The sequence below is a fragment of the Pseudoalteromonas sp. 2CM28B genome (assembly GCF_023161935.1).
In genome coordinates this window covers 315737-342635 of sequence record NZ_JALNTH010000002.1, presented here as the reverse complement: position 1 = coordinate 342635, position 26899 = coordinate 315737, and the positions used below count along the sequence as shown (strand labels likewise).

Genomic DNA, 26899 nt, shown 5'->3' with positions numbered 1-26899 from the left:
TTGTTTGTTGTCGGTGCATCCCATAACGGGAGTAATTAGTGAGGAGCGACAACACTGTGTGTTCTGCCCCTCTTTTTTATTAATTATTCAGTGCAATATTATTTAAGATTAATACTCATGTTTGGACCTGAGGCAATGTCATCCTCAAACCAACGAGAGGTAATAGTTTTAGTTTCTGTGTAAAAACGAATACCTTGTTTACCATAGGTGTGAGTATCGCCGTAGAATGAGCCTTTCCAGCCAGTAAACGAGAAAAATGGCAACGGCACAGGAATAGGCACATTAATCCCCACTTGACCCACTTCAATTTCGTGTTGGAACTTACGTGCAGCTGCACCACTTGATGTAAATAGTGAGGTACCGTTACCGTAAGGGCTTTCGTTAATAAGGGCGATGGCTTCTTCAAGGGTATCAACAAACATACACGCCAGTACTGGGCCAAAAATCTCTTCTTTGTACAAGTTCATCTCTTTGGTTACATCAGTAAATAACGTTGGACCTACCCAGTTACCTTGCTCAAACCCTTCAACAGTAAAGTCAGAGCCATCAATTAAACAGGTTGCGCCTTGCGCTTTACCATCGGCAATCAATGATAAAATACGCGCTTTTGCTGCAGGTGATGTTTGCGGACCATAAGCAGCGTCTGCATCATCCCAAACACCTGGGCGTACACCTTCAAAGCCAGCTTTAATTTCATCAACCCAGTCTTTTGCTTGGCCAACAAATACCGCCACTGAAATACCCATACAACGCTGGCCTGCCGCACCAACTGATGCGCCTACTAAGTTATTAACAACATGCGATTTACTCGCGTCAGGCATAATCACCATGTGGTTTTTAGCGCCAACACACGCTTGCACACGTTTTAGGTGTTGTGTGCCTTTAGAATAAATGTATGCACCCACACCACACGAGCCAACAAACGAAATAGCACGAACGGCTTTGTCTTCTAATAAGCGGTCAACTTGTGGTTTTGTACCGTGTACTACTTGTAACACGCCTTTTGGTGCACCGGCTTCAATAAATAGCTCAGCTAAGCGCATAGGCGTAAGTGGGTCTTGCTCAGACGGCTTTAAAATAAAGGTGTTACCACACACAATTGCCAGTGGGAACATCCACAATGGGATCATGGCCGGAAAATTAAATGGGGTAATACCTGCACATACACCTAGTGGCTGCATGTATGAATAGGTATCGATTTTACGCGCTACGTTTTCCATCGTCTCGCCCATCATTAACGATGGTGCATTAGCAGCTTGCTCAACCACCTCAATACCACGCCACACATCGCCTTTTGCATCTTCAAATGTTTTACCTAGCTCATGACAAATAATAGTGGCTAATTCATCATGGTTTTCTTTTAACAGCGCCGCGTATTTCATCATAATGCGCGCACGTTCTGTAATTGGTACGTCTTTCCAGGTTTTAAACGTTTCACTGGCAGAAGCAATAGCCGCGTCCATTTCAGCGTCTGTAGCACAAGGTACTTGCGCTAACACTTCTTGATTAGCAGGATTTACAACATCAATTAGTTCATTTGAAGTTGATTGAATAAATTCGCCGTTAATGAGTAAGGGTACTTGGTGCATAATTAAAATCCTATTGATTAAATTGGGGACCGCAGCGTTTTTGTTATAGTTGCTGCGGCTTTATTATTAGTTAAAGTGCTTCTACGGCCATGGCAACGGCTTCACCGCCACCAATACATAAAGAGGCTACGCCCTTTTTAAGACCCCGGTTTTTAAGTGCATGGATAAGTGTTACTAAAATACGCGCACCGCTAGCACCAATAGGATGACCTAATGCACAGGCGCCACCGTTAACATTAACTTTGTTCTCATCAAGCTTTAACTCGTTAATAGCTAGCATGGTAACCATGGCAAACGCTTCGTTAATTTCCCATAAATCAACATCTGCGGTTGTCCACCCTGCTTTTTCAAGCACACTGTTCATTGCACCAACAGGCGCTACGGTAAATTCACTGGGTTTTTGAGAATGCGTGCTGTGAGCAACAATTTTGCAAAGTGGTGTTAAACCCTCTGCTTTTGCTTTTGATTCGCTCATTAAAATCAGTGCTGCGCCACCATCTGAAATAGACGATGAGTTTGCCGCAGTAATGGTGCCGTCTTTTTTAAATGCTGCACGTAAACTTGGGATTTTTTCAGGGCGAGCATTACCAGGTTGCTCATCAATTGAAACGGTGACATCGCCTTTACGTGTTTTAATAGTGTGCGGTGTAATTTCGGCTTCAAAACTGCCATTTTCAATTGCAGCTTTTGCTTTAGTCAGTGAGCTTAATGCAAAATTATCCATTTGCTCACGGCCAATACCGTATTCATCGGCTGTGTCTTGAGCAAAACAACCCATTGCTTTATTGTCGTAAGCATCTTCAAGGCCATCACTCATCATATGATCTTTTATTTCACCGTGGCCCATACGCATACCGCCACGGGCTTTAGGAATAAAATAAGGCGCATTGGTCATACTTTCCATACCACCGGCAATGGCTGATTCAATAGAACCTGCTTTAATAAGGTCATTCGCTAACATGGCCGCTTTTAAACCCGAGCCACATACTTTATTAATTGTGGTAGCGCCTGTGCTTAGTGCTAGCCCTGCTTTAAGCATAGCCTGACGTGCAGGCGCTTGGCCTAAGCCAGCTGGCAATACACAGCCCATAATCACTTCATCAATTGCATCATTGCTTAAACCCGTTTGAGCAAGTGCACCTGCAATAGCTGTAGCACCTAGTTCGGTAGACTGCGCATCACTTAGTGCGCCCATAAATCCACCCATTGGGGTGCGTTTTGCTGCTACAATTACAACGCTTTCGAAAGACATAAAAGGCTCCATTTTCAATTAACGCAAACATGTTTTATTATGTTTAGCTTAATGTTTAAACTAATCTGATAAATACGAGCATACATAAAATTTACGTTTACGCCAACGTAAATCTAAAATCAACTTTCTAATTAGTGTAAAAACTGTAAAGCAAGCTTGCTAAAAATGTATTACAACCTCCATAAATGGCTTATAACGTTTATAAACACTCAACTTCTACTGTAAACCCGCCTTTATTTTGTACGTCTAAAGTATAACAATTAAATCGCACTTTACCTTTACGTAAACTTCACTTATATTGGTGATATTCGAATGAGGTAAACATTACAATGAAATCAGATAATCAAACAAACTTTGCAAATTCAGCCAACGAGCCGGCTAAAAACGAACAAACTTTTAGTATCAGCGAATTGGCTAAAGAATTTGATATTACTACCCGCTCTATCCGTTTTTACGAAGACCAAGGGTTAATATCGCCAGAGCGCAATGGCCAAACACGTATTTACTCAAAGCGCGATAAAGTACGCCTAAAGTTAATACTTCGTGGTAAACGTTTAGGGTTTACCTTGGCTGAAACCGGTCGTTTGTTTGAACTGTATGATGCAGACAAATCAAGCGCTAAACAGTTAGTTACTATGCTTGACCTCATCAGCGAAAAAAAGGCCGACCTATCTCAACAAATGGACGACATTAAAGTTGTACTAATGGAGTTGGTTACCGCAGAACGTCGTTGTCGCGACACGCTTAGCAAAATAGATGAATAAAATATAATAAACGTCATCAAACACACAGGAATGAATCATGAGCACTATTTCACTATATAAAGAAATGAATTTTGGTCTTGGCGAAACAGCGGACATGATCCGCAGTCATGTAAACAGCTTTGCCAGTCAAGAAATTGCCCCACTAGCTGAAAAAACAGATCTGGATAATGCGTTTCCCAATCAACTTTGGCCGCAAATGGGTGAAATGGGCGTTTTAGGCATGACCGTTGATGAAGAATTTGGTGGTGCGGGTTTAGGTTATTTAGAGCACGTTATTGCCATGGAAGAAATTAGCCGTGCAAGTGCCTCTATTGGCTTAAGCTATGGTGCGCATTCAAACCTGTGTGTTAATCAAATAAACCGTAATGGATCACAAGCACAAAAAGAAAAATACTTACCTAAACTAATTAGCGGTGAACACATTGGTGCCTTGGCCATGAGTGAGCCTAATGCGGGCTCTGATGTTGTATCAATGAAACTTAAAGCCGAGAAAAAAGGCGATAAGTACATTTTAAACGGCAATAAAATGTGGATCACCAATGGCCCTGACGCAGATACACTGGTTATTTACGCAAAAACAGATTTAAATGCCGGTGCTAAAGGGATTACCGCCTTTATTGTTGAGAAAACATTCCCTGGTTTTTCTACCGCACAAAAACTCGACAAACTCGGTATGCGCGGATCAAACACCTGTGAACTGGTATTTGATAACTGTGAAGTACCCGAAGAAAATATTTTAGGTAACTTAAACGAAGGCGTTAAGGTACTTATGAGCGGCCTTGATTACGAGCGAGTTGTTTTAGCTGCAGGCCCGTTAGGAATTATGCAAGCATGTATGGACATTGTGGTGCCTTACATTCATGAGCGTAAGCAGTTTGACAGTCCTATTGGTCAATTTCAGTTAATTCAAGGCAAAATTGCCGATATGTATACACAAATGAATGCAGCCCGCTCTTATGTGTACACAGTAGCAAAAGCCTGTGATCGCGGCGAAACCACCCGTAAAGACGCAGCTGGCGCAATTTTATACGCTGCAGAGCTTGCAACTAAAATGGCGCTTGATGCAATCCAAATTTTAGGCGGCAATGGCTACATAAACGAATACGCAACAGGTCGTTTACTGCGTGATGCGAAATTATACGAAATTGGCGCAGGCACCTCAGAAATACGCCGCATGTTGATTGGCCGTGAATTATTTACTGAAAGCCGTTAAGGATTAATTTATGACGATTTTAAAATCGAGCGTTAATCCCCACGATCCTAGTTTTGTGCAAAACCACAAAAATATGTCGGCGCTGGTGGATGATTTACGCGATAAAGTTGCCAATATTAGCTTAGGTGGTGGCGCTGCACTTAAAGAGCGCCATGAAAGCAGAGGAAAGCTGTTTGTTCGTGACCGTATCAGTACTTTATTAGATGAAGGCTCACCCTTTTTAGAAATATCGCAATTTGCTGCATTTGGTGTGTATGAACAAGAGATACCTTGTGCCGGTGTGGTTGCAGGTATTGGTCGCGTAAAAGGCGTTGAATGTATGGTGATTGCAAACGACGCGACAGTTAAAGGTGGCACCTATTTCCCGCTTACTGTTAAAAAGCATTTACGCGCACAAGATATTGCTGAGCGTTGCCACTTACCGTGTATTTACTTAGTTGATTCTGGCGGTGCCAACCTGCCAGAGCAAGACGATGTATTTCCAGACAAACTGCACTTTGGACGTATTTTTTACAATCAAGCACGTATGTCGGGTAAAGGCATTCCACAAATTGCAGTGGTTATGGGCTTATGTACCGCAGGTGGTGCGTATGTACCCGCTATGGCCGATGAAAGCATCATCGTAAAAGAGCAAGGCACTATATTTTTAGCAGGTCCACCACTGGTAAAAGCGGCAACCGGTGAAGAAGTTACCGCAGAAGAACTTGGCGGCGCCGATGTTCATTGTAAAACATCGGGTGTGGCCGATCATTACGCAGAAAATGATGCCCATGCATTATCGATTGCACGCCAATGTATAGAGCGAATTAATTACACACGCCCTACCGCCCCATTATTAGATGACGTAAAAGCCCCCCGTTATGATATTAACGAGCTTTACGGCATTGTTGGTACTGATCTTAAAAAGCCATTTGATGTGCGTGAAGTAATAGCTCGCACTGTCGATGACTCGTCTTTTGATGAATTTAAACGTTACTTTGGCGAAACACTGGTGACAGGCTTTGCCAGCATTTATGGCAACCCTGTGGGCATAGTGGCTAATAACGGTATTTTATTTAGTGAGTCGGCGCAAAAAGGCGCGCACTTTATTCAACTGTGTGCCCAGCGCAACATTCCATTGGTATTTTTACAAAATATTACTGGCTTTATGGTCGGTAAAAAATACGAAGCCGAAGGCATTGCTAAACATGGCGCTAAAATGGTGATGGCGGTGTCGTGTGCTGATGTACCAAAATTCACCGTGCTTATTGGTGGCTCTTATGGCGCCGGCAATTATGGAATGTGTGGCCGTGCATTTGAACCGACCATGATGTGGATGTGGCCAAATGCCCGTATTTCAGTCATGGGTGGTGAGCAAGCTGCAGGTGTTATGGCACAAGTTAAACAAGATGGATTAGCCCGTAAAGGCGAAAGCATGAGCGAGCAAGAAGTTAGCGATTTTAAAAAGCCAATTATTAGTCAATACGAACAACAAGGTCATCCTTATTATGCCAGTGCCCGCTTATGGGATGATGGCATTATAGACCCTGTCGATACACGCAATGTTCTTGGGCTTGCACTTAGCGCAGCTAAAAATGCACCACAGCGTGAGTCTAAGTTTGGCGTATTTAGAATGTAACCGGAGCGCACAATGTCAGTAACACTACAAATAACAAAATCTAATGTGGCTGTACTCGTTTTAAGCCGCCCAGAAAAACGTAATGCATTTAATAGCGACGTTATCCATGAGCTTATTCAATGTATTGAACATGCTAATACGCTCGATATTCGTGCCTTAGTCCTCAAAACCGAAGGTAAACATTTTTCAGCCGGTGCCGACTTAGCCTGGATGAAATCGATGGCAGATAATAACTATAACGATAACCTAGCTGATTCAATGCAACTGGCTAAACTTATGCAAGTATTAGCACAGAGCCCGCATCCTACAATTTGTGCGGTACAAGGTGCCGCCTTTGGTGGAGCATTAGGGTTAATTGCCTGCTGTGATATTGCGCTTAGTAAAGACGATGCACAATTTTGTTTAAGTGAAGTTAAACTTGGGCTAATACCTGCCGTGATCAGCCCTTATGTGATTAAGGCCATTGGTGAGCGTGCCGCACGCAGATATTTTTTAACTGCAGAAGTGTTTGATGCCCACACAGCAAAGCAACTGGGTTTAGTGCATCAAATTACTGGGAACTTAGAAACAGCCCTCGATAATTTGCTGCAAACCTTGATTGATAACGGCCCTATTGCCGTTAAGGCCGCAAAAGCACTTATTAACGATGTTGCCAATAAAGAGATAAACGAGGAGCTAATTGCACTGACTGCAGAGCGTATAGCTAAAACTCGTGTATCAACTGAAGGCCAAGAAGGACTGAGCGCCTTTTTTGATAAACGCCCTCCCCAATGGCAACTCTAGGACGCATTATGAACACAGTACAATTACAAAAAATTCTGATTGCTAACCGTGGCGAAATTGCCTGTCGTATTATGCGCACCGCAAAGCAAATGGGCTTAACCACGGTTGCGGTGTATTCAGATGCAGATAAAAACGCGCAACATGTAAAAATGGCCGACGAAGCCTACCATATTGGTGCTGCGCCAAGTAAAGATTCATACCTAGTCGCAGATAAAATTTTGCAGGTTGCTAAAGCCAGTGGCGCTGATTGCATTCATCCAGGCTACGGCTTTTTATCTGAGAACAGTGAATTTGCTAAAGCCTGTGAAGCCCATAACATTGCTTTTATTGGCCCACCAGCAACGAGTATTGAAGCAATGGGCTCAAAAACCCGTGCTAAAGAAATAATGGCCGCGGCAAACGTTCCTTTAGTACCTGGTTACTATGGTGATAAACAAGACCCTGCTTTTTTGCAATCTGAGGCTAAAAAAATTGGTTACCCTGTTCTTATCAAAGCGGCCTTTGGCGGTGGCGGTAAAGGGATGCGAGTGGTAGAAAAGCCGAAAGACTTTATAACTGCACTTGAAGGCGCCCAACGTGAAGCCATTGCCGGTTTTGGTAACGATTTAGTGCTATTAGAGCGCTACGTTAATCAACCTCGCCATGTTGAAGTACAAGTATTTGCAGATAATCACGGTAACTGTGTTTATTTGGGTGATCGTGACTGTTCGTTACAACGCCGACACCAAAAAGTGATTGAAGAAGCCCCTGCTCCAGGTTTATCTGATGCGCTGCGTAAAGAAATGGGCGAAGCGGCTGTACGCTGTGCATTAGCCATTAATTACCGTGGTGCCGGTACCGTTGAGTTTTTACTTTGCGGTAATGAATTTTTCTTTATGGAAATGAACACTCGCCTGCAAGTAGAGCACCCAGTGACCGAAATGGTAACCGGCGTTGATTTAGTAAATTGGCAAATTAATATTGCGGGCGGGCAAACACTGCCGTTAAAGCAATCTGATATTCAACTGCAAGGCCATAGCTTTGAAGCGCGTATTTACGCCGAAGACCCTGCAAATGACTTTATTCCGTGTTCAGGCACCATTGAAGCGTTACACGTCCCCGTTAATAGTGAATTTGTACGCATAGATACCGGGATTGCCCAAGGTGATGAAATAAGCCCTTATTACGACCCAATGATTGCAAAGTTAATTGTTCATGATGATAATCGCGAACAAGCGCTTTCTCGTTTGCAACAGGCGCTTGAACAATTTCATTTAGCGGGCTTTAGTACCAATATTGGCTTTTTACATAACTTAGCTTGCCACGAAAGCTTTAAACAAGGCGCGCCAAGTACACACTTTATTGCTGAACAAGGTGATTCACTCGCTACGGTTGATGAGTCATTATTGCTATCAAGCCAGCTTATTGCTGCTTTTGCCTATTTAGAGTCGTTAAACACGCACCAAGCACAAAACAATAGTGCCAGCCCTTGGCAACAACTTATTGGCTTTACTTTAAATGCACCGCAGGCAATTAAAATCCCATTTGTAGATTTACCGCTTAGCGCTATCAAAACAGCGCAGGGTTACAATGTGACACACAGTGCGGGCGTATACAGGGTTCAAGGGACGCTAAATAATGGTGTGTGCAACGTATTTATTAACGGTGAAAAGCACAGTGCGCATGTCAACATAACTGACAATGAAATTACTGTAATGAATAAAGCACTGCAAACTAAGTTTGAATGTGTTGATAAACATTATATTAGTTCACACGAAAGTGACGCGCTGCCGCTCGCTGCGCCACTCAATGGCACGGTAGTAAAACATTTAATTGAAGTAGGTAGCACTATCACCAAAGGTGATGCCGTTGTTATTATCGAAGCCATGAAAATGGAATATACACTTAATGCACCACATGACGGCATATTACAGAGTTACTGCTTTGGTGAAGGTGAACTAGTTTCACACGGCGCACTGTTAGCCATTGTTGAAGATACGACTGTGCAGGAAGGTGCTTAATGAGTGCCTTTGCAAACAAAGTTCGTATTGTTGAAGTGGGTGCACGTGATGGTTTACAAAATGAAAAAACCGTCAGCACTGAAGATAAAGTAACACTAATTAATGCCCTCGCCGGTGCGGGATTAAAAGACATAGAAGCTGGTGCGTTCGTATCCCCAAAATGGGTGCCACAAATGGCAGACTCAAGCGAGGTGATCAATGCGCTTGACCTTCCAGAGATTAATTTAAGTGCCTTAACGCCAAATTTAAAAGGCGCACAAGCTGCGCATGCTGTTGGTATTAAAGAATTTGCTATATTTACGGCGGCCAGCGAAGCGTTTTGTCAAAAAAATATAAATTGCTCAATAGCGCAAAGTATTGATCGTTTTAGCGAGGTAATGACTTTTGCTAAAGCGAATAATATACGCGTTCGTGGTTATGTAAGCTGTGTTTTAGGCTGCCCTTATGAGGGAGACGTTAACCCTCAGGTTGTTTTAAACGTGGCACAAAAGTTATTAGCGCTTGGCTGCTATGAAGTGAGCCTTGGCGATACTATTGGTGTCGGCACCGCAGGTAAAGTGACTGAGCTGCTTACATTGCTGCTCAAGCATATTGATAAAAGTAAGCTTGCAGTACATTTTCATGATACATATGGACAGGCGCTCACAAATATTTACGCTGCCTTAAGCCTAGGTATTTCATCAGTTGACGCTGCCGTTGCTGGCCTTGGTGGCTGCCCTTACGCTAAGGGTGCGTCAGGAAATGTTGCCACCGAAGATGTTGTTTACTTACTGCAAGGGCTTGGCATTGAACATGGAATTGATTTAAAAAGGCTTGCACAAGCAGGTTGGCAAATTACTAATGCGCTTAATAAACAGCCTGTTAGTAAAGTTTCAGTGGCATTACACACACAATAATTGCAATAGCATAGAATGAGGAGTCACTCATGGCCGGTTTTGATAAAGTAGTTTCGAGTTACGAAGCTGCAATGGAAGGTTTAAAAGACGGCGATACTATCATCGCTGGTGGTTTTGGTTTATGCGGTATTCCCGAGGGACTAATAGCCCAAATTAAAAAAATGCAAACCAAAGAGTTAACGGTCGTATCGAACAATTGCGGCGTTGATGACTTTGGTTTAGGACTTTTATTACAAGACAAACAAATTAAAAAAGTGGTTGCCTCTTATGTGGGCGAAAATGCTCTTTTTGAACAACAACTACTTAATGGCGAAATTGATGTAGAGCTAACACCACAAGGGACTCTAGCAGAAAAAATGCGTGCTGGTGGTGCCGGTATTCCTGCTTTTTATACCGCCACGGGTTACGGTACGCCAGTAGCTGAGGGTAAAGAAGTAAAAGAATTTAATGGTCGCCCTTATATTTTAGAAGAGTCAATCACGGGTGAATTTGCCATTGTAAAAGCATGGAAAGCAGACCGCTACGGTAATTTAGTGTTTCGCCATACCGCAATGAACTTTAACCCTATGGCTGCAACCGCAGGTAAAATTACCGTTGCTGAGGTGGAAGAGATAGTTGAACCCGGTGAACTAGAGCCAAGTCAAATTCATACCCCTGGCATTTTTGTAAATCGCGTGATCAAGGGTAACTTTGAAAAACGTATTGAACGTGTTACCACACGAGATTAAGCAGGAGCACTTAAAATGGCATTATCACGTGAACAAGTCGCAATGCGCGTCGCTCAAGAGCTACAAGATGGGTACTATGTTAATTTAGGCATAGGTATTCCGACACTCGTCGCAAACTATGTACCCGATGGCATAGAAGTTATGCTACAGTCCGAAAATGGCCTATTAGGTATGGGTGAATACCCAACCAAAGACACAGTAGATGCAGATATGATCAACGCGGGTAAAGAAACCGTGACGGCAGCTACCGGTGCAGCTATATTTAATAGTGCAGATAGTTTTGCCATGATACGGGGTGGTCATGTAGACTTAACGGTTCTGGGCGCTTTTGAAGTGGATCAAAACGGGTCTATAGCTTCATGGATGATCCCTAAAAAATTAATTAAAGGTATGGGCGGTGCGATGGATTTAGTCGCCGGTGCAAAAAACATTATTGTTACTATGACCCATGCCAGTAAACACGGCGATTCTAAATTATTAGAAAGCTGTACGTTACCGCTGACGGGCGTTAACTGTGTTAAAAAAATAGTAACCGATTTAGCTGTATTAGAAGTTAAAGACGGCGCATTTCATTTGCTAGAACGCGCACCAGGCGTATCAGTTGATGAAATTATTAGTAAAACGGCAGGTAAGTTGCTTGTCGACGGTGATATTCCTGAGATGGTGTTTTAAACCACTCACAATTTCACCCTGTACCGACCTCATTCCCAGTGCCAATGGCGCTGAGTTACCCAAAATCCCTCGCAAGAGGGATTTTTTTTGCCTTTATTTTAGTTTTTGCACTATAGTGAGAATTTAACGCACCACTTAGGTGAATTCACCCTAATAAAAAAATTAAATAACTGATATAGTTAGCTTTTATTTTTGGTTTAATAATTGCCTGTAATAAGGTGATTGAAATAACTTTATATTGGATACCATGCAAACACCTATTCGCGGCCTTCGCTCTTTTTGTTTTGCCGCAAAAAGCTTAAGTTTTAAACATGCCGCCAAAGAGCTGTATTTAACGCCATCGGCGGTCAGCCATCAAATAAAGCAGCTAGAAGAGCAGCTGGGCATTGATTTATTTCAAAGGCAAACCCGTTCCATAAGCTTAACGCCAGCTGGTAAAAACTTTTTTGAAGCGATTTACCCCATTATAAATATGCTGGAAAGCACCATCACCGAATTTAGTCAGTTACAACAAAATGTAAATTTAACCATTACCCTGCCCGAGTTCTTTGCCAGTGAATTGCTAATGCCAAAACTGAGTGAGTGGACGAGTGAGCATCCTAATATTAATTTACACATGGACACCCTTAAAACACGAAAAGAGTTGACTCGCCAAAGTGATTTATCAATCATTTTATCTTCAAGCAAACCGCTTGATGGGCTAGCTACTGAGTTATTTAATTTAGAATATATTCCAGCGTGTAATAAAAAGCTGCTCGATCAGTGGCAAAACGATCACTGCCAGGCGCTCAATCAAGTGCCGCTTATTGTTCACAAAGCCCGGCCTTGGGCATGGCACCAATGGGCTGAAAAAGTCGGTATTGATGACTTTTCCCCTGCACAAATTATTCAAATAGACAGTATGTTTGGCGTAGCACGGGCTGCACAACAAGGTATGGGCATTGCACTTATTCCTTTGCCAATAAGTCAAAGCTGGCTGGATGAGCAATGGCTCTACAAACTGTTTGAGCAACCACTAACAACAAAAGACAAATACTATTTAGTTCAGCATGGCTCAAGTACCGCTAATCACCCTCTCGATTTGTTTGCAAAATGGGTGATTAACACCTTTAGGCAAACTAAATAGCAGATTCAAATAAGCGCTCCTTGTTGAGCGCTTATTAGCTAATTTTAAAGTGTGCAACTTTTATTTTTAAAATTCCCCTACCGGAACAACAACAAAAGCGACTATTTATCATTGATTTATTTATTAAAAAAATCTAAAACCCCATAAGTTAGTTTTTTTCACTTATTAGTTTTGTTTTTATCGCTTGTCGAAATTGAGTAAAAGCTCTAAAGTTAACTCAACCAAACGGCAACACGCTAAAAAATATAAAACGTGTTACTTAAATCAGATTTCATTAGTTTGTAACAACGAGCTAGTAAAAAGAATCTTTATTGTGTGTGAAGATGTTGTCAGTGTAAAAAACAGCTCAAGTTCGGTGGTGACTTAGCTTGAGTTGTTTTTATTTTTACCCTTACACCCGCCAATAAACTTAAGAATCTTTATTGTGTGTGAAGATGTTGTCAGTGTAAAAAACAACTCAAGTCCGGTGGTGACTGAGCTTGGGTTGTTTTTATTTTCATTCTCATCAACAACAATAAGCCAGAGTTAGTTTTGTACTAATACACCCCCCCGAATCTTTATTGTGTGTGAAGATGTTGTCAATTGAAATGCAGCGACCGTTAAGTATCTACTTAACCTGAACTTTGGTTAAGAGATTTACTAACGTATTGAATCAAAATTGATATTTATGTTTATTTTCTCTAGCCAGAGATTTCCAGTGAAAACAAGGCGAAATTACGCGTCAATAGCTCGCCTATTGCAAGTAAATTCAACGTAGTTAGCGCTGTAAATAGCTGCTTGAGATAGATTTATTATCCAGAGTTCAGGTTACTTAATCATCGCTGCTTTTTTTTGCTTAAAATTTACTGTTTTCTGGCTACAAATTCTAAAACAGTCGCATTAATACAATATCTATCTTGCCCTCTAGGCCCCTCACCCGGAAATAAATGCCCTAAGTGAATACCGGTACTTTTAGACTTAAGCTCAATGCGCTGCATTCCCCAGCTATTATCTTCATGTTGGGTTACACTGTCTTTTATAGGGTGGGTAAACGAAAGCCAACCGGTGCCTGAGTTAAATCTATCACGGGTATCAAATAATGGCTCACCGCTTAATTTATCAATAAAGATGCCATCGGGTGTGTTTTTAAAAATAGCATATTCTTTGCAGTAAGGGCTGTCGGTTTTAGCATTAAAAGCCACCTTATAAGCTTCACTGTTGCCAAGCTTAAATGCACCTAATGCTTTATAAAATTGCTCTGCGTTCATGTAGCCTTGGCGAGAATAGACCTCAACCCCATTTTCTAAAAATAATATGGTAGGCGTAGCCCATGTCGCCGATTTAATCGTTAACCCTGCAAGCTGATCAGCATGGCGGAAAGTCATTGGAATTGTGCCTTTATAGTCATTGGCAACGGCCGCTTTAAACTTTTCGCAGTAAGGGCAATAACTTTGCGAGTCTAAAATGACAATCTGTTTGCTATTTAATAATGCAGTATTATCTACCTTAGGTTTATCACTTTGGGTAAATACAACGCCGGTTGAATGATCAGGGCAATAGCCGTTTGGATTTTTTCCAAGGTAATTTTGATGATACTCTTCAGCCGAATAAAAGCGTTCAAGTGGCTTTATTTGCGTCACTATTTTTCCATAATCGGCTTTACTTAATAATTGCTGATACTCACTCGTGACGGCTTTTGCGATACTCGCTTGCTGATCGGTAGTGGTTAAAATAATAGAGCGATATTGCGTTCCTACATCATTACCCTGACGATTCTTTTGCGTTGGATCGTGGCTCTCGTAGTAATTTTGCAACAACTCTCTTGCTGAAATAATATTACTATTAAAGGTAACCTGCACCACTTCGGCGTAATTATCTTCATCAAAGCGACGGGATAACTTAGTGATATTTCTATAGGTTGGCTTAAATCCTTGGCCATCGGCGTAACCCGATTCAGCGTCTAACACACCATTAAGTGCTTCGTAGCGTTTTTCTGCCCCCCAAAAACAGCCCGAACCCAGCACTATTTTTTCAACATGCATGGTTGCATCTAAATCAGTTGGTTTGATTATTTCATCTGACGATATAGCACTCATTGCACTTAGTAAGCCCACAATGGCAAACGCCGATAGTATTACCCGCTTAAACATACGATGACCTCTTAGTTTTAGTTACTCTAGGGTCTGTTGACCTTCCAAGGTTAAATTTGCAGCAGTTTGTTTAGTGTTTAGACAAGGCAGAGCCTATGTGGTGTGGTTATTCCCCATAAATAGGCGATAACGAAGCATCAATGCCAAACAGGCGCTGCCCTTCGGGTTCTGCCTAGGAGCGATTTTAATCCGCAAAGGTCAACAGACCCTAAAGCAGACCTTTAAACGCAAGAATAAATTTCACACACAATAAAACTTTACGAAGACGGGAATTTAATCGATCCGAGTTTGTCTATTAATATCGTAATAGCACATCGACTGTGATAGCTTAAATACAAACAATATTAATAAGTTATCTGTATGAGCACTTTGCCAAGTATAAAAATATTAACAAATTCTAGTCTGCTTTTTGATGTTTCTCACTACAGTGAACAACATATACTTGCGACGCAAAAAAAACTCTGGGCGCTGTCACAGTATTGTAAAAACACCAATGAGTTTATAGATTTAGTCCCCGGGATGAACTCATTAACCTTGTATTTAAAATCTGCCAGTAATTTACATCAATGGCAAAACACCTTAACCAAACTATGGGATGAAGTTGATGATTACGCCTTTGAAAGTCAGCATCATAAAATAGACACCTATTATCAAGGTGAAGATTTAAACTATGTGGCTAATTATCACCAGCTAACAATAGATGAGGTAATTAATCTACACAGTAAAGAAATTTACCATGTGTTGTTTTTAGGTTTTGTGCCCGGTTTCCCTTATTTACATGGGCTCAACGCTCAACTGTTTACCCCAAGACGTGATAACCCACGAGTCAGTGTTCCTAAAGGCGCAATTGCGATTGGGGCAGACCAAACAGGCATTTACCCTGAAGACTCACCCGGTGGCTGGCATATTATTGCTCATACTGATGCCTGTTTATTTGATGCAACCGCCTCAAACCCTTGTTTATTTAAACCCGGTGACACCCTTCAATTTGTGCCTGTTAAAAGGAGTAAACAATGATTAAAGTAATCAAACCCGGTATACAGCTTACAATCCAAGATTTAGGCCGTGTGGGTTTTCGTCATTTAGGGGTTAGCCGCTCGGGTAGTCTAGACACCTATGCGCACATTATTGCCAATCGCTTAGTAAATAATCACGATAACGATGCCGTACTTGAACTCACCGTTGGGTTATGTGAATTACGATTTGAGTGCGATACCGTCATTGCTCTGCATGGAGCCGACTTAAATGCTAAACTTGACGCTCAAGCCGTTTACCCCGGGTGGAGTTATCCGGTAAAAGCAAAACAAACACTTAAATTTGATACAGGACGCGGTGGCTCCAGAGCTTACATTGCCGTAAAAGGTGGAATTGAATGCCCTGAAGTTATGGGTTCTAAATCAACTGACTTAGGGGCAGCCATTGGTGGTTATAATGGCCGAGCATTACAAAGCGACGATATTATAAAAATAACCCCCTATACTCAGCCTTGGCTATGCAATAAAGGCGCATTAACACCGCCTAAACGAAAAGTTATTCGGCTACATCAAGGCCCACATCATGAACTACTTACACCTGAGTGTATAAACGCTTTCTGTACCACCTCATTTACTATTAACCCGAATAGCAATCGAATGGGAGTACGCCTAGATCATAATAATAGCCAAATAATGCAACACTCGCTTTCGCTACACTCACTCGCGGTAGCACCGGGAAGCGTGCAACTCCCACCCGATGGCAACCCAATTGTGCTATTAAATGATGCACAAACAACGGGGGGCTACCCATTGATAGGCCATGTAATAGAGGCGGATTTACATCAGTTTGCTCAGTTTAGAACCGCCGATTCAATTACTTTTGAGTTTGTAACGCTTGAACAAGCAAACGCGGCAAAAAACAAACTCGATGCACATCTATCTCAGCTTAAACTGAGTTTAAATCGCTATTGGGCTAATTAACTTAAAGCTATTTTCTTAACGATTACATTTGCACCTACTTGGTGCAAATATAAATTTTCATGAGCATTAAATGCTTATCCCTGCCTGTTTTAAATTAAAAATTGTACAATCAGTTGCTATCACACTATCAACTTCACCATGTTGGTGCACCAGTAACTTGTTTGGTGCATAAATTATTCTTATTAATTTAAAAAAGCCGTGTGACTTAGTTATTTATTTCTGATAAAACAAGGTTAGTCTTTAGCAAACTCGCTATCGTAGGCACTTAATAGGAATGAGGAAAAATTATGTGTTCAATTTTTGGTGTACTCGATATTAAATCGGATCCCAGCCAGTTACGCACTCAGGCAATCGAAATGTCTAAACTGTTACGTCATCGTGGGCCAGATTGGTCTGGTGTGTATTCATCTGATAAAGCAATTTTAGTGCATGAGCGCTTAGCCATTGTTGGCGTATCAAGCGGTGCTCAACCCCTTTACAACCCAGAAAAAACCCATATTTTAGCGGTTAATGGCGAAATTTATAACCACAAAGAGCTGGCCGCTAATTTAGAGGTCGACTTTGATTTTCAAACCCAGTCAGATTGTGAAGTGATTTTAGCCCTGTATAAACAAAAAGGGCCGGCATTTTTAGATGACTTAAATGGTATTTTTGCTTTTTGTTTATATGACGAAGAGCAAGACGCGTACTTAATTGGTCGCGATCACATTGGTATTATTCCACTGTATACAGGTCACGATGAGCACGGTAACTTTTATGTAGCGTCAGAGCTCAAAGCGCTCTCACCTATTTGTAAGCATATTGAAGAGTTTCCGCCGGGGCATTACCTTTACAGCAAAGACGGCAAATTAACCCCTTACTATCAACGTGATTGGCAACGCTTCGACGCTGTTAAAAACAACGATGCCAAAGCAGAAGATGTAAAAGATGCATTGGAAGCGGCGGTTAAGCGCCAGCTTATGTGTGACGTACCCTATGGGGTATTGCTATCGGGTGGCTTAGATTCATCAGTAATTTCCGCTATTACCCAGTGCTTTGCTGCAAAACGTATTGAAGATAACGATGAAAGCGATGCTTGGTGGCCTAAACTGCATTCCTTTTCGGTGGGTTTAGAAGGCTCCCCTGATTTAGCCGCAGCGCAAAAAGTAGCTGATATGATAGGGACTATTCACCACCCTATTATCTTTACTATTCAACAAGGTATTGATGCTCTTAAAGAAGTGATTTATCACATTGAAACCTACGATGTAACCACTATTCGTGCATCAACCCCTATGTACTTAATGGCACGCCAAATTAAAGCCATGGGCATTAAAATGGTACTTTCAGGTGAAGGTGCCGATGAATTATTTGGTGGTTATTTATATTTTCATAAAGCACCCAATGCACAAGAGTTTCATGAAGAGCTGAACCGTAAAGTTTCAAAGCTCCATATGTTTGATTGTTTACGTGCCAATAAATCAATGGCGGCTTGGGGTGTTGAAGCACGCGTACCATTTTTAGATAAAGAGTTTGTTGATGTGGCAATGCGCATTAACCCTGAAGCTAAAATGTGTAAAGACGGCAAAATTGAAAAACACATTTTACGTGCAGGCTTTGACGGTTACCTCCCAGATGAAGTGTTATGGCGCCAAAAAGAGCAATTCTCTGATGGCGTTGGCTACAGCTGGATAGATACCTTAAAAGAGTTTGTTAATGAGCAAGTAACGGATCAAGAATTGGCGAATGCCAAATTTAAATACCCAATTAACACGCCAGACTCTAAAGAAGCGTATTTTTACCGCAGTATTTTTGAGTCGCACTTCCCAGGCGATGCCTCGGCTAAGTGTGTACCACATGGTAAATCAGTTGCGTGTTCAACCCCAGAAGCACTCGCATGGGATGCATCATTTCAAAATAATGCCGACCCATCAGGGCGCGCCGCGGGCGTTCATAACGAAGCGTACAAATGAAAATTTAACCACCCTAAGCTGCAGTGTTAAAGCTGCAGCTTTTTTTGGTGTCTTTTGCGTAATTTTCTTAAAATGCTTATTGCACTGAGAGAAGTGAATGAGAAGAAAATGAGAAAGTAAAAGCCATTCTGCCTCATCATTTTTGTTAATTATGTGGCTTTGTTACTTCTCTAAAAGCGCAGCGTCACTTTATCCTCTTTGTGAGTTAAGCTGTTAAGACTCAAAATAAATGAAAAAGAAAGCAAATTAGTTTAAACTGCAAAATTTGTATGCCACCTTTTTAAAAACTACTTTAACATTGCTATTTTCATTGCTGATTCTATTAACCTCCCCTTGGCTAAAAATCCAAAGCTATAAAAATGTAATTAAAAAGTCATAAAAAAGCCCATTTAATAAATTACTCTTAGTTTTAAAAATCAGAGTACGCTTTTAGCGTATCCAATTAAGTGATTTATCTGTTTATACGCCCTATTAATATGAATATTCATTAACTTAGCTTTTACATTCATTGCTATTTACGACTATAAAATAAAGTGCTAACGCGTTAGTTTTCATTTTCTCAGCGACCAGACATGTACAAAAAAAGACAAAGTCAGCTCAAAATTTTAGCAAAGTGTTAATTCTTTCGTATTTAATATTTAACTCCCCTAGCAGTAAAGGTATGATGGGCAATTGAATTAGTTAGTCTTCTAATTATTCGTGTTGTTAGCTTTGACAAAGAATCTAATAACACGAATACAGTGAACTATAAAAAACTGGCATTAAGCCAGCCTGTTTCATTAACCAATGAGGTATTGCATGAGCGAGAATCATGACAAGTACAGTATTGACAATACGGACTACACCGTAGGTCAAGACAACGTGCAAAAATGGGGGTTTGATATACATAACCCTGTATTCGGAATAAGTGCAGGGTTAATAGCGCTGTTTTTAATTGCCGTATTAGTATCTGATGCCGAAGTTGCTAAAACGACGCTAGATGGTATTAAAACCGATATTATTAATAATTTTGACGGCCTGTTTATGTGGGCTGCTAACTTCTTTGTTATTTTTTGTTTAGTTTTAATTTTTTCGCCTTACGGCAATATCCGTTTAGGCGGCGACGATGCTAAACCATCTCACTCTCGTATTTCTTGGCTGGCAATGTTATTTGCAGCAGGTATGGGTATTGGCTTAATGTTTTGGGCGGTTGCTGAACCAGTTGCATACTACACTGGTTGGTATGAAACACCACTCAATGTAACAGCTAACACACCAGAAGCCGCAAAAATGGCAATGGGTGCAACTATGTTCCATTGGGGTCTTCATCCATGGGCCATTTATGCGGTTGTCGCGCTTTCGTTAGCTTTTTTTACTTACAATAAAGGCTTACCGCTTTCTATTCGTTCGATTTTTTACCCAATTTTAGGTGATAAAGCGTGGGGATGGCCTGGTCATATAATTGATATTTTAGCTGTATTAGCAACCTTATTTGGTTTAGCTACGTCGCTTGGGTTAGGTGCACAACAAGCTTCTGCCGGTATTAACCACGTATTTGGTTTAGAAGGTGGCGTAGGTTCGCAAATTCTGGTTATTACAGGTGTTACTTTACTAGCAGTCGTATCTGTTATTCGAGGCATTGATGGTGGCGTTAAGTTACTTAGTAACGTCAATATGCTTATTGCTTTAGTGCTACTGGTATTTGTATGTTTAGTTGGTTTTGCTGTATCTATGGGTAATATACCAAACACGGTAATGGGCTATGTAGAAAACATTATTCCGTTAAGTAACCCACATGGTCGTGAAGATGAAACATGGATGCATGGATGGACAGTATTTTATTGGGCTTGGTGGATTTCGTGGTCACCGTTTGTAGGTATGTTTATTGCCCGTGTTTCACGTGGTCGTACAATTCGTGAGTTTTTAACCGCTGTACTACTTATTCCTACAGCAGTCACTATCCTGTGGATGTCTATTTATGGCGGCATCGCAATTGACCAAGTAGTTAATGGAATTGGTGCCCTAGGAACTGACGGTTTAACAAGTGTGCCTATGGCGATGTTCCAAATGCTTGATGAAATGCCAATGGCGAACGTTTTATCTTTCATTGCTATTGTTTTAGTACTGGTATTCTTTATTACCTCTTCTGATTCAGGGTCACTTGTAATCGATTCAATTACAGCAGGTGGTAAGATTGATGCGCCGGTACCACAGCGTATTTTTTGGGCGTCTGTTGAGGGTGCTATCGCTGCTGCATTACTTTGGATTGGTGGCACTCAAGCGATTGAAGCACTGCAAGCGGGGGCTATATCAACCGGTCTGCCATTTACCATTGTATTGTTATTGATGTGTGTAAGCTTAATTTTAGGTTTACGAACTGAGCCTCGCCCAGTTAAATAACACACATTTCATAATAAAAAAGCCGCAAATTGCGGCTTTTTTTGTGCTCTATTTTTAACAGTAATGCTTCAATAGCTAAAGCCAAATTTCACTCAGTGGCGTGTCTGATCTATAGTGGTAACTCAGCTGCGCTTGCAGCAGCTCGGCAGTGGCTAGTGCATCAGTAAGCGCGTTATGGTTTTGATACAATGGCAATGAATAACGCTCCCGTGTATCACTTAACCTAAGTGATCCTAGCTTTGAATTAAACAGCCTGCCTAATAGCCCCTGCCGTGCTTTAAGCGCCCGCCTTTCTATTTCCATCGTATCAACTAGTGCAAACTCAATGCCCTCTTTTATACGCATAAGTAGCGCGTTATAAAAAAAATGACGTTCTATTGCAGCATAATGTACCACCACCACTTTGCCTTTAAGGGCATCAAGCAGTGGCGCTAAAATTCGATTAAGATCAGGGGCTTCATCCACTTCTGAATGAGTAATTCCATGAATAACTATTGACTCTTCACTTAAATCTCGTCGAGGTTGCACAACCCAGTGGCGGCTCTCTTTACAATAAATACGATTTACATTAAAAGGCACCAGCCCCACACTAACAATATCATCGCTATTCGCATCAAGGCCGGTTGTTTCAAAGTCGAGCGCCACAAAAGGGACATCTTTAAGTGGAGCAGCCTGATTGGTAAACGCTTGTTGATAAAAGTCTTTAAGCAGCGGGTTTTGCGCAGTTTGCAATAACTGCTCGTAGCGCTGTGGCCACCTTAACGTTGATTTACTCATAATTTATTTCACACCCGAATGCGCAGAATAACTAAATTTTAAAAAGCTCTGGGCTTTCTCTAAAATAGCAAAAGCTTCTTTTAAATTACTTTGCTCAAAGGGTGAAAGTAAATGGGGGTCTAAATCATTATCTGGGGCTTCACCCTGCTCTATTTGCCATGCCTGATGACGAATACGCACTGTGGCAATATACTCAAACGCATCACGCAAATCTTGTGCTTTACCTTTAGGCAGTAAATTTGCCTCTATAATATCTTCTAAGCGCTCAAAGGAGTTTTGTTTACGTGAGCCAACCGCTAACGCGTGCACGCGCACCACATCAGATAGCGGCGCCGTACCACGGCGTTTTAAGTTCATTGAGCGCTTATGCTGGCCATTATGCTCAAGTACAAAGCCGTTAAAGAATCCTAATGGTGGCGTTCTGTTGCGAGCATTAGCAGCAAGGTTTGCTAAAAAGCGCTTATTTACTTTGCTTTCTTTGGCCACTAGCGTTTTAAGCTCATCGGCCCATTTTAGCTTGCCCCACACACCATCTAAGTCAAAAAATATCGAGCTATTAAGCAGTGCTTGCGGTTTCGGCTCGGCCATCCAGCTAGCAAATTTTTCTTTCCATTGTGTACGGGTCATACGCCATTTTTTAAACGACGCCATAATTTCACCGTCACAATAGGTATAGCCACATTTAGCTAAACCATCACACACAAAATCTGATAGGTTTTGAAAATACTCATCGTGCAGTGCTTCATCAAAACTATTATCCAAAATGAGAGCATTATCTTGATCGGTCACAATTAGCTGCTCGTCGCGGGCCATTGAGCCTAAGGCTATAAAACAATAAGGAATAGGCGGCTCGCCAAATTTTTCTTCGGCCAATGCTAATAAACGCTGTTTAAAGGTACGCCCTATGACCGCCATAGCGGTTCCGATCATATGCGAATTTGCATCTTCATTAACCATACGTACAAATACATTAGGTAATTGGCGTGCGTAATGAACTAGGTCATCAACTGATTGCTGCGCTAAAATACCGCGTACTAACAGTAAGCTACTTTGTGATTCATAACGTAAAATGTCAGACAGTGATATTACCCCAATTGGCCGTTTTTTATGTACCACAGGTAAATGATGTAAGTTATCTCTTAGCATGGCTAATACGGCTTCAAATACATAGGCGTTGCTATCAAGTAGTACTAAGCTTGATGTCATTACTTCTTTGGCGGGTGTATCATATGTTAACCCTTGGGCAACTACCTTAGTGCGAATGTCTCTGTCGGTTATAATTCCAACGACTTGACCGTCGTCTTCTTCTGGGTCGTCGCTTATTTGTTTTTCTATGTCAGTAACTAACACTGAAGAGACCGATTCTTGCGTCATTAAAAATGCGACGTCTTGAATAGCAGTTTGCATTGTTACTGTGACCACATCACGGTGTAATAATGACTTTACTTTCGCGGTGGTTAAATCATTGCTGTCGGCTTGCTCTACAATGGCTTGGTGCAAACGTACGTTACCATCCACTTCAAAAAAATCGGCAAAGGTTTCGTATTTATCACAATATTCGTTGAAGGTATTAACGTTAATACAATAGGTTAAGGTGTCTTCAAGCGCACGAGCCGGAAAGCGCACTTTGCGGTTCATTAATAGGCCCATTTGGCCAAAAATGCCGCCTGTGGCTAAACGATTATAGAGCTCGCCATTACGGCGTGAAATTTCAACCGAGCCACTACGAATAATATATAAGTCACTAATATCTTGGCCTAAATGTAAAATATCAGTTTGCGCACGAAAATAAGCAACTTCAATTTGCATTGCTAGTTCGTTTAGTGCCTCGCTCTCAAGCGTATCAAAGGGGGGGTGTTCAACTAAAAATTGGGCTATTTCAACTTGCTCGGCCTGCATGGGTGATCCTTGTGGCTTTAATCTAGTTGAATTGTGGGCTTAATTGGCTATTTTTTCAAAGAAAAATAGCCAATTAGCGTAATTAGTTAGTCTAGCTGCTCCAGCTCTTGGGCTAATTGCTTTGATTCATCGCCACGAGGACTGGTAAAGCGGGCTAACCCTAAATAAATCACCGGTGTTAAGTAAAGCGTAAACAATACCGCTAACGCGAGTCCACCAAATACCACCCAGCCAATGGCGTTACGTGCTTCTGCTCCGGCACCTGTTGACATAATTAGGGGTAACGCACCGAGTAAGGTCGATATTAAGGTCATGGTGATTGGTCTTAAACGTACCAATGCAGCTTGTTCAACCGCTTTTCGAACACTCAGCCCCTGATCTCTTAATTGATCAGCAAACTCGACTAATAAAATTGCATTTTTAGCGATTAAACCAATAAGCATTACCAGACCAATTTGCGAATAAATATTGAGTGATGTGCCGGTTAAGTACAGTGCTAAAATAGCGGATGTAATACCAAATGGCACAGTAATCATCACCACAATGGCGCTGTTAACGTTTTCAAATTGTGCTGCCAATACTAAAAATACAATTAAAAATGCCAATACATAGGTCATTAATACTTCGTTTGAGGTCTCTTCAAATGTCAGAGCTTCCCCTTTAAACGCTAGGGTAATACCTGCTGGTAATGATTGCTCAGACACTTGTTTTATTTGCTCTACCAGTGTGGCAATAGTTAAACCTTCGGGTAATTCCATGCTTAATTCTATGGCACGTCGCTGAGCATGGCGCTCAAGCTCTGCAGCTACGCCTTCCTCTGTAATATTAGCGACACTACTGAGCGGTACTAATTGATTATCGCGGGCGCTTACATATAAATTTGCTAAATCACTGGGGTCATTAATGGTTTGATTTTGAGCCTGTAACATAATTGGTATTGACTGGTCGCCAATATTTAAATCGGCTATATCGTCGCCATTAATGGCAGCTCTTAGGGTAATGGCTATATCACTTAACGATACACCGAGTTCTTCTGCGCGTCGTCTGTCTATATTGACGCGAAGTTGTGGTTGCGATGGCTGATACGATACGCGAACCGGTGCAACTTCAGGTACTGCTTTTTCAAGATCTGCTGAAAACTGCTGTGCAGCTTTAAATATTTCAAGGTAATCTTGCCCCAGCAAAGCAATTTCGATTCCGCCACCTTGGCCACGTAAGTTTAAACTATTAGCCCCCCCTGCGTATGCGGGTGCTCCAGGAATATTCATTAAAGGCTGTCGAATTTTATTGATGATTTCTTGTTGACTAAAGTTGCGTTCATCCCAGTGTTTTAAAGGCACAGTAATAAACACAATATTAGGGTCCCATTGACCAACTACTGTGTAAATAGATTCAATTTCACCGCTTTCAACGAAAGGCAGTAAGGTGTCTTCCATTTTAATAGCTTGCCTGTCCATAAAGTTTAAGCCTACGCCATCTGGCCCACGAGCAAATATTCTAATTTTACCGCGATCTTCTGTTGGTAATAGCTCGTTATCTAAGCTCATATACAATGCACCTGAGCCGCCTGCGACTAATAAACAGGCAATAAAAGTAAGCCACGCATGATCGAGAACTTTATGAATTGTTTTGGTATATAAATTAGCAAGTACGTTACCAAACTTAGCAAATGGATGAAAACCGCCTTGCTTAAGCTTTAGCTTAGAGGTAAGTGCCGGCACTAACGATAACGCAACAAAGCTAGATATAATTACCGCACCAGCTAGTACGCCACCAAACTCCCTAAATAAACGCCCTGCTGTAGAGGGTAAAAATGCGATGGGTACAAACACAGCCGCTAATACTGCAGTGGTGGCAATAACGGCGAAAAATACTTCACGGGTACCAACAACCGCTGCGGCACGCCTTCCAAGGCCTAACCCTCGCTGGCGTTGAATATTTTCACTCACTACAATTGCATCATCAACAATTAATCCTGTCGCTAATACCAGTGCTAATAAGGTTAAAATATTAATTGAAAAACCAAGTGCCCATATCAGTGCTAATGAACCTATAAGCGCAACAGGAATGGCAAATGCTGGGACTAATGTTGCACGCCATGAGCCAATAAACACCCATAAGGTGATGATCACTAGCAGTACCGTCAATACCAATGAGTTAATCACTTCATCTACTGAGCTTCTAATAAACTGCGCGTCATCTGATGTTAGCGTAAACTCCATCTCAGGAAAGCGCTCACGCATTCCCTCTATAAGGTTGAGTACTTCATCAGAAATTTCGATAGTGTTGGACTGTGCTTGGCGAATAATTTCCATACCAATAACAGGTTTACCATTGAGCCTTACCATAGAGCGTGGATCCGCAGGACCAAAGTACACGGCAGCAATATCGCTAATGCGAGTATCTCCCTGAATTATAATATCGCCCACCTGTGCGGGGGTAACAGACGTTGCATCTGCGCGCACTATTATTTGCTGATCGTTTGATTTTAAACTCCCTGCAGGCACATCAAAGGGGGCTTGCCTGAGTACATCGGCGACATCTGGAATCGTTAAGTTAAAGCTGCTGAGCTTTAATGGATCAATGCGAACCCTGAGCACACGTTCTCTATCGCCGTTTAATCGTACGTCGGCAACGCCAGGGATAGTTAAAAACTGCGGCGCTAAATCAACATCAACCCGCTCTGTTAATGCCTCTAACGATAAACTTTCGCTTGATACTGTTAATGAAACTACTGCTTCAGCGTCGTTATCAGCCTTAATAATAGAAACGCGCTCTACCTCTTCAGGGAGCTCTCTTTGCACTCGAGCAACTGACTCACGCGTTTCATTAGCGGCATCATCCAGATTAACACCCGGTCTAAATTCAACCACAATGCGTGAATTACCTTCTTCACTTTGTGCACGAATCGATTTAACACCGCTCACGCGGGCCACGGCACCTTCAAGTTTACTGGTAACTTCGGTATCAACGGTTTCAGGTGAACCACCAGGGAACGAGGCTGATACAGTAATACGGGGTCTGTCTACATCTGGAAGCTCTCGAACTTCTACGCCTGCTATGGCGGCAATTCCGGCAATAATAATCAGTAAATTCAGTACCACAATAAGCACTGGACGGCGAATAGCCATTGATGGCAAGTCTTGCATCATAGGTTGCTGTTTCAT

19 protein-coding genes are annotated in these 26899 nt (G+C 41.7%); 13 read left to right on the top strand and 6 right to left on the bottom strand.

Going from position 1 to position 26899, the window contains the following annotated elements; translation table 11 throughout:
- Nucleotides 1-98: 98 nt before the first annotated feature.
- Nucleotides 99-1589 carry a CoA-acylating methylmalonate-semialdehyde dehydrogenase gene (locus MTN96_RS04005; protein WP_069439443.1) on the bottom strand — a complete coding sequence of 497 codons (1491 nt, stop codon included), beginning with the start codon at nucleotides 1587-1589 and terminating at the stop codon, nucleotides 99-101.
- Nucleotides 1590-1659: 70 nt separating this feature from the next.
- On the bottom strand, nucleotides 1660-2841 hold the full coding sequence (locus MTN96_RS04000) for an acetyl-CoA C-acyltransferase (protein WP_214552406.1): 1182 nt from the start codon (nucleotides 2839-2841) through the stop codon (nucleotides 1660-1662).
- A 329-nt stretch (nucleotides 2842-3170) separates the two neighbouring features.
- On the opposite strand from MTN96_RS04000, the gene MTN96_RS03995 reads away from it, so the two are divergent.
- From MTN96_RS03995 to MTN96_RS03955, 9 genes are all read left to right on the top strand, one after another.
- Entirely contained in the window at nucleotides 3171-3605 is a 435-nt protein-coding gene (locus tag MTN96_RS03995; RefSeq protein WP_008114692.1) for a MerR family DNA-binding transcriptional regulator, read from the top strand.
- 37 nt (nucleotides 3606-3642) lie between these two features.
- The gene (locus MTN96_RS03990; RefSeq protein WP_013464901.1) at nucleotides 3643-4818 is read left to right on the top strand and encodes an isovaleryl-CoA dehydrogenase; all 1176 of its coding nucleotides are present in this window, start codon (nucleotides 3643-3645) and stop codon (nucleotides 4816-4818) included.
- A 10-nt stretch (nucleotides 4819-4828) separates the two neighbouring features.
- On the top strand, nucleotides 4829-6436 hold the full coding sequence (locus MTN96_RS03985; RefSeq protein ID WP_036982745.1) for a carboxyl transferase domain-containing protein: 1608 nt from the start codon (nucleotides 4829-4831) through the stop codon (nucleotides 6434-6436).
- 12 nt (nucleotides 6437-6448) lie between these two features.
- A complete protein-coding gene (locus tag MTN96_RS03980; RefSeq protein ID WP_214552408.1) occupies nucleotides 6449-7219 on the top strand; it encodes an enoyl-CoA hydratase/isomerase family protein in 771 nt (256 codons plus the stop codon).
- An 8-nt stretch (nucleotides 7220-7227) separates the two neighbouring features.
- Nucleotides 7228-9219, top strand: coding sequence for an acetyl/propionyl/methylcrotonyl-CoA carboxylase subunit alpha (locus tag MTN96_RS03975; RefSeq protein WP_248530785.1), 1992 nt, complete (start codon nucleotides 7228-7230; stop codon nucleotides 9217-9219).
- The gene (locus MTN96_RS03970; RefSeq protein WP_248530784.1) at nucleotides 9219-10115 is read left to right on the top strand and encodes a hydroxymethylglutaryl-CoA lyase; all 897 of its coding nucleotides are present in this window, start codon (nucleotides 9219-9221) and stop codon (nucleotides 10113-10115) included. The genes MTN96_RS03975 and MTN96_RS03970 overlap by 1 nt, the downstream gene beginning before the upstream one ends.
- Nucleotides 10116-10144: 29 nt before the next feature.
- Nucleotides 10145-10843, top strand: a complete 699-nt coding sequence (locus MTN96_RS03965) for a CoA transferase subunit A (RefSeq protein WP_013464896.1) — start codon at nucleotides 10145-10147, stop codon at nucleotides 10841-10843.
- Nucleotides 10844-10858: 15 nt separating this feature from the next.
- Nucleotides 10859-11515, top strand: coding sequence for a 3-oxoacid CoA-transferase subunit B (locus tag MTN96_RS03960; protein WP_013464895.1), 657 nt, complete (start codon nucleotides 10859-10861; stop codon nucleotides 11513-11515).
- Nucleotides 11516-11762: 247 nt separating this feature from the next.
- A complete protein-coding gene (locus MTN96_RS03955; protein ID WP_013464894.1) occupies nucleotides 11763-12641 on the top strand; it encodes a LysR family transcriptional regulator in 879 nt (292 codons plus the stop codon).
- Between the two features lie 842 nt (nucleotides 12642-13483).
- On the opposite strand, the gene msrA is transcribed toward MTN96_RS03955, so the two are convergent.
- On the bottom strand, nucleotides 13484-14770 hold the full coding sequence (gene msrA / locus MTN96_RS03950; protein ID WP_248530783.1) for a peptide-methionine (S)-S-oxide reductase MsrA: 1287 nt from the start codon (nucleotides 14768-14770) through the stop codon (nucleotides 13484-13486).
- Nucleotides 14771-15130: 360 nt separating this feature from the next.
- Between msrA and pxpB the strand changes: the two genes are divergently transcribed.
- The 4 genes from pxpB (at nucleotide 15131) to MTN96_RS03930 (ending at nucleotide 21056) form a co-directional block, all read left to right on the top strand.
- A complete protein-coding gene (gene pxpB, locus MTN96_RS03945; protein ID WP_138627278.1) occupies nucleotides 15131-15787 on the top strand; it encodes a 5-oxoprolinase subunit PxpB in 657 nt (218 codons plus the stop codon).
- A complete protein-coding gene (locus MTN96_RS03940) occupies nucleotides 15784-16725 on the top strand; it encodes a biotin-dependent carboxyltransferase family protein (RefSeq protein ID WP_248530782.1) in 942 nt (313 codons plus the stop codon). Before pxpB ends, MTN96_RS03940 begins: the two co-directional genes overlap by 4 nt.
- A gap of 287 nt (nucleotides 16726-17012) precedes the next feature.
- A complete protein-coding gene (gene asnB, locus MTN96_RS03935) occupies nucleotides 17013-18677 on the top strand; it encodes an asparagine synthase B (protein ID WP_248530781.1) in 1665 nt (554 codons plus the stop codon).
- Between the two features lie 798 nt (nucleotides 18678-19475).
- Nucleotides 19476-21056, top strand: coding sequence for a BCCT family transporter (locus MTN96_RS03930; protein WP_036982759.1), 1581 nt, complete (start codon nucleotides 19476-19478; stop codon nucleotides 21054-21056).
- Nucleotides 21057-21131: 75 nt separating this feature from the next.
- Here the strand turns inward: MTN96_RS03930 and MTN96_RS03925 are convergent, their stop codons facing one another.
- The 3 genes from MTN96_RS03925 to MTN96_RS03915 all read right to left on the bottom strand — a co-directional run bounded on the left by MTN96_RS03925 (nucleotide 21132) and on the right by MTN96_RS03915 (nucleotide 26899).
- On the bottom strand, nucleotides 21132-21833 hold the full coding sequence (locus tag MTN96_RS03925; protein ID WP_036982761.1) for a 3'-5' exonuclease: 702 nt from the start codon (nucleotides 21831-21833) through the stop codon (nucleotides 21132-21134).
- Nucleotides 21834-21836: 3 nt separating this feature from the next.
- Nucleotides 21837-23732, bottom strand: a complete 1896-nt coding sequence (locus MTN96_RS03920; RefSeq protein ID WP_076921119.1) for a putative nucleotidyltransferase substrate binding domain-containing protein — start codon at nucleotides 23730-23732, stop codon at nucleotides 21837-21839.
- Nucleotides 23733-23818: 86 nt separating this feature from the next.
- Nucleotides 23819-26899 (bottom strand): efflux RND transporter permease subunit, encoded by a 3081-nt coding sequence (locus MTN96_RS03915; RefSeq protein ID WP_248530780.1) that lies wholly within the window; start codon nucleotides 26897-26899, stop codon nucleotides 23819-23821.

Excerpts from the sequence above, each read along its gene's own strand:
- MTN96_RS04005 (WP_069439443.1), bottom strand. The coding sequence starts at position 1,589 with ATGCACCAAGTACCCTTACTCATTAACGGCGAATTTATTCAATCAACT.
- MTN96_RS04000 (WP_214552406.1), bottom strand. The coding sequence starts at position 2,841 with ATGTCTTTCGAAAGCGTTGTAATTGTAGCAGCAAAACGCACCCCAATG.
- MTN96_RS03995 (WP_008114692.1), top strand. The coding sequence starts at position 3,171 with ATGAAATCAGATAATCAAACAAACTTTGCAAATTCAGCCAACGAGCCG.
- MTN96_RS03990 (WP_013464901.1), top strand. The coding sequence starts at position 3,643 with ATGAGCACTATTTCACTATATAAAGAAATGAATTTTGGTCTTGGCGAA.
- MTN96_RS03985 (WP_036982745.1), top strand. The coding sequence starts at position 4,829 with ATGACGATTTTAAAATCGAGCGTTAATCCCCACGATCCTAGTTTTGTG.
- MTN96_RS03980 (WP_214552408.1), top strand. The coding sequence starts at position 6,449 with ATGTCAGTAACACTACAAATAACAAAATCTAATGTGGCTGTACTCGTT.
- MTN96_RS03975 (WP_248530785.1), top strand. The coding sequence starts at position 7,228 with ATGAACACAGTACAATTACAAAAAATTCTGATTGCTAACCGTGGCGAA.
- MTN96_RS03970 (WP_248530784.1), top strand. The coding sequence starts at position 9,219 with ATGAGTGCCTTTGCAAACAAAGTTCGTATTGTTGAAGTGGGTGCACGT.
- MTN96_RS03965 (WP_013464896.1), top strand. The coding sequence starts at position 10,145 with ATGGCCGGTTTTGATAAAGTAGTTTCGAGTTACGAAGCTGCAATGGAA.
- MTN96_RS03960 (WP_013464895.1), top strand. The coding sequence starts at position 10,859 with ATGGCATTATCACGTGAACAAGTCGCAATGCGCGTCGCTCAAGAGCTA.
- MTN96_RS03955 (WP_013464894.1), top strand. The coding sequence starts at position 11,763 with ATGCAAACACCTATTCGCGGCCTTCGCTCTTTTTGTTTTGCCGCAAAA.
- msrA (WP_248530783.1), bottom strand. The coding sequence starts at position 14,770 with ATGTTTAAGCGGGTAATACTATCGGCGTTTGCCATTGTGGGCTTACTA.
- pxpB (WP_138627278.1), top strand. The coding sequence starts at position 15,131 with ATGAGCACTTTGCCAAGTATAAAAATATTAACAAATTCTAGTCTGCTT.
- MTN96_RS03940 (WP_248530782.1), top strand. The coding sequence starts at position 15,784 with ATGATTAAAGTAATCAAACCCGGTATACAGCTTACAATCCAAGATTTA.
- asnB (WP_248530781.1), top strand. The coding sequence starts at position 17,013 with ATGTGTTCAATTTTTGGTGTACTCGATATTAAATCGGATCCCAGCCAG.
- MTN96_RS03930 (WP_036982759.1), top strand. The coding sequence starts at position 19,476 with ATGAGCGAGAATCATGACAAGTACAGTATTGACAATACGGACTACACC.
- MTN96_RS03925 (WP_036982761.1), bottom strand. The coding sequence starts at position 21,833 with ATGAGTAAATCAACGTTAAGGTGGCCACAGCGCTACGAGCAGTTATTG.
- MTN96_RS03920 (WP_076921119.1), bottom strand. The coding sequence starts at position 23,732 with ATGCAGGCCGAGCAAGTTGAAATAGCCCAATTTTTAGTTGAACACCCC.
- MTN96_RS03915 (WP_248530780.1), bottom strand. The coding sequence starts at position 26,899 with ATGAAACAGCAACCTATGATGCAAGACTTGCCATCAATGGCTATTCGC.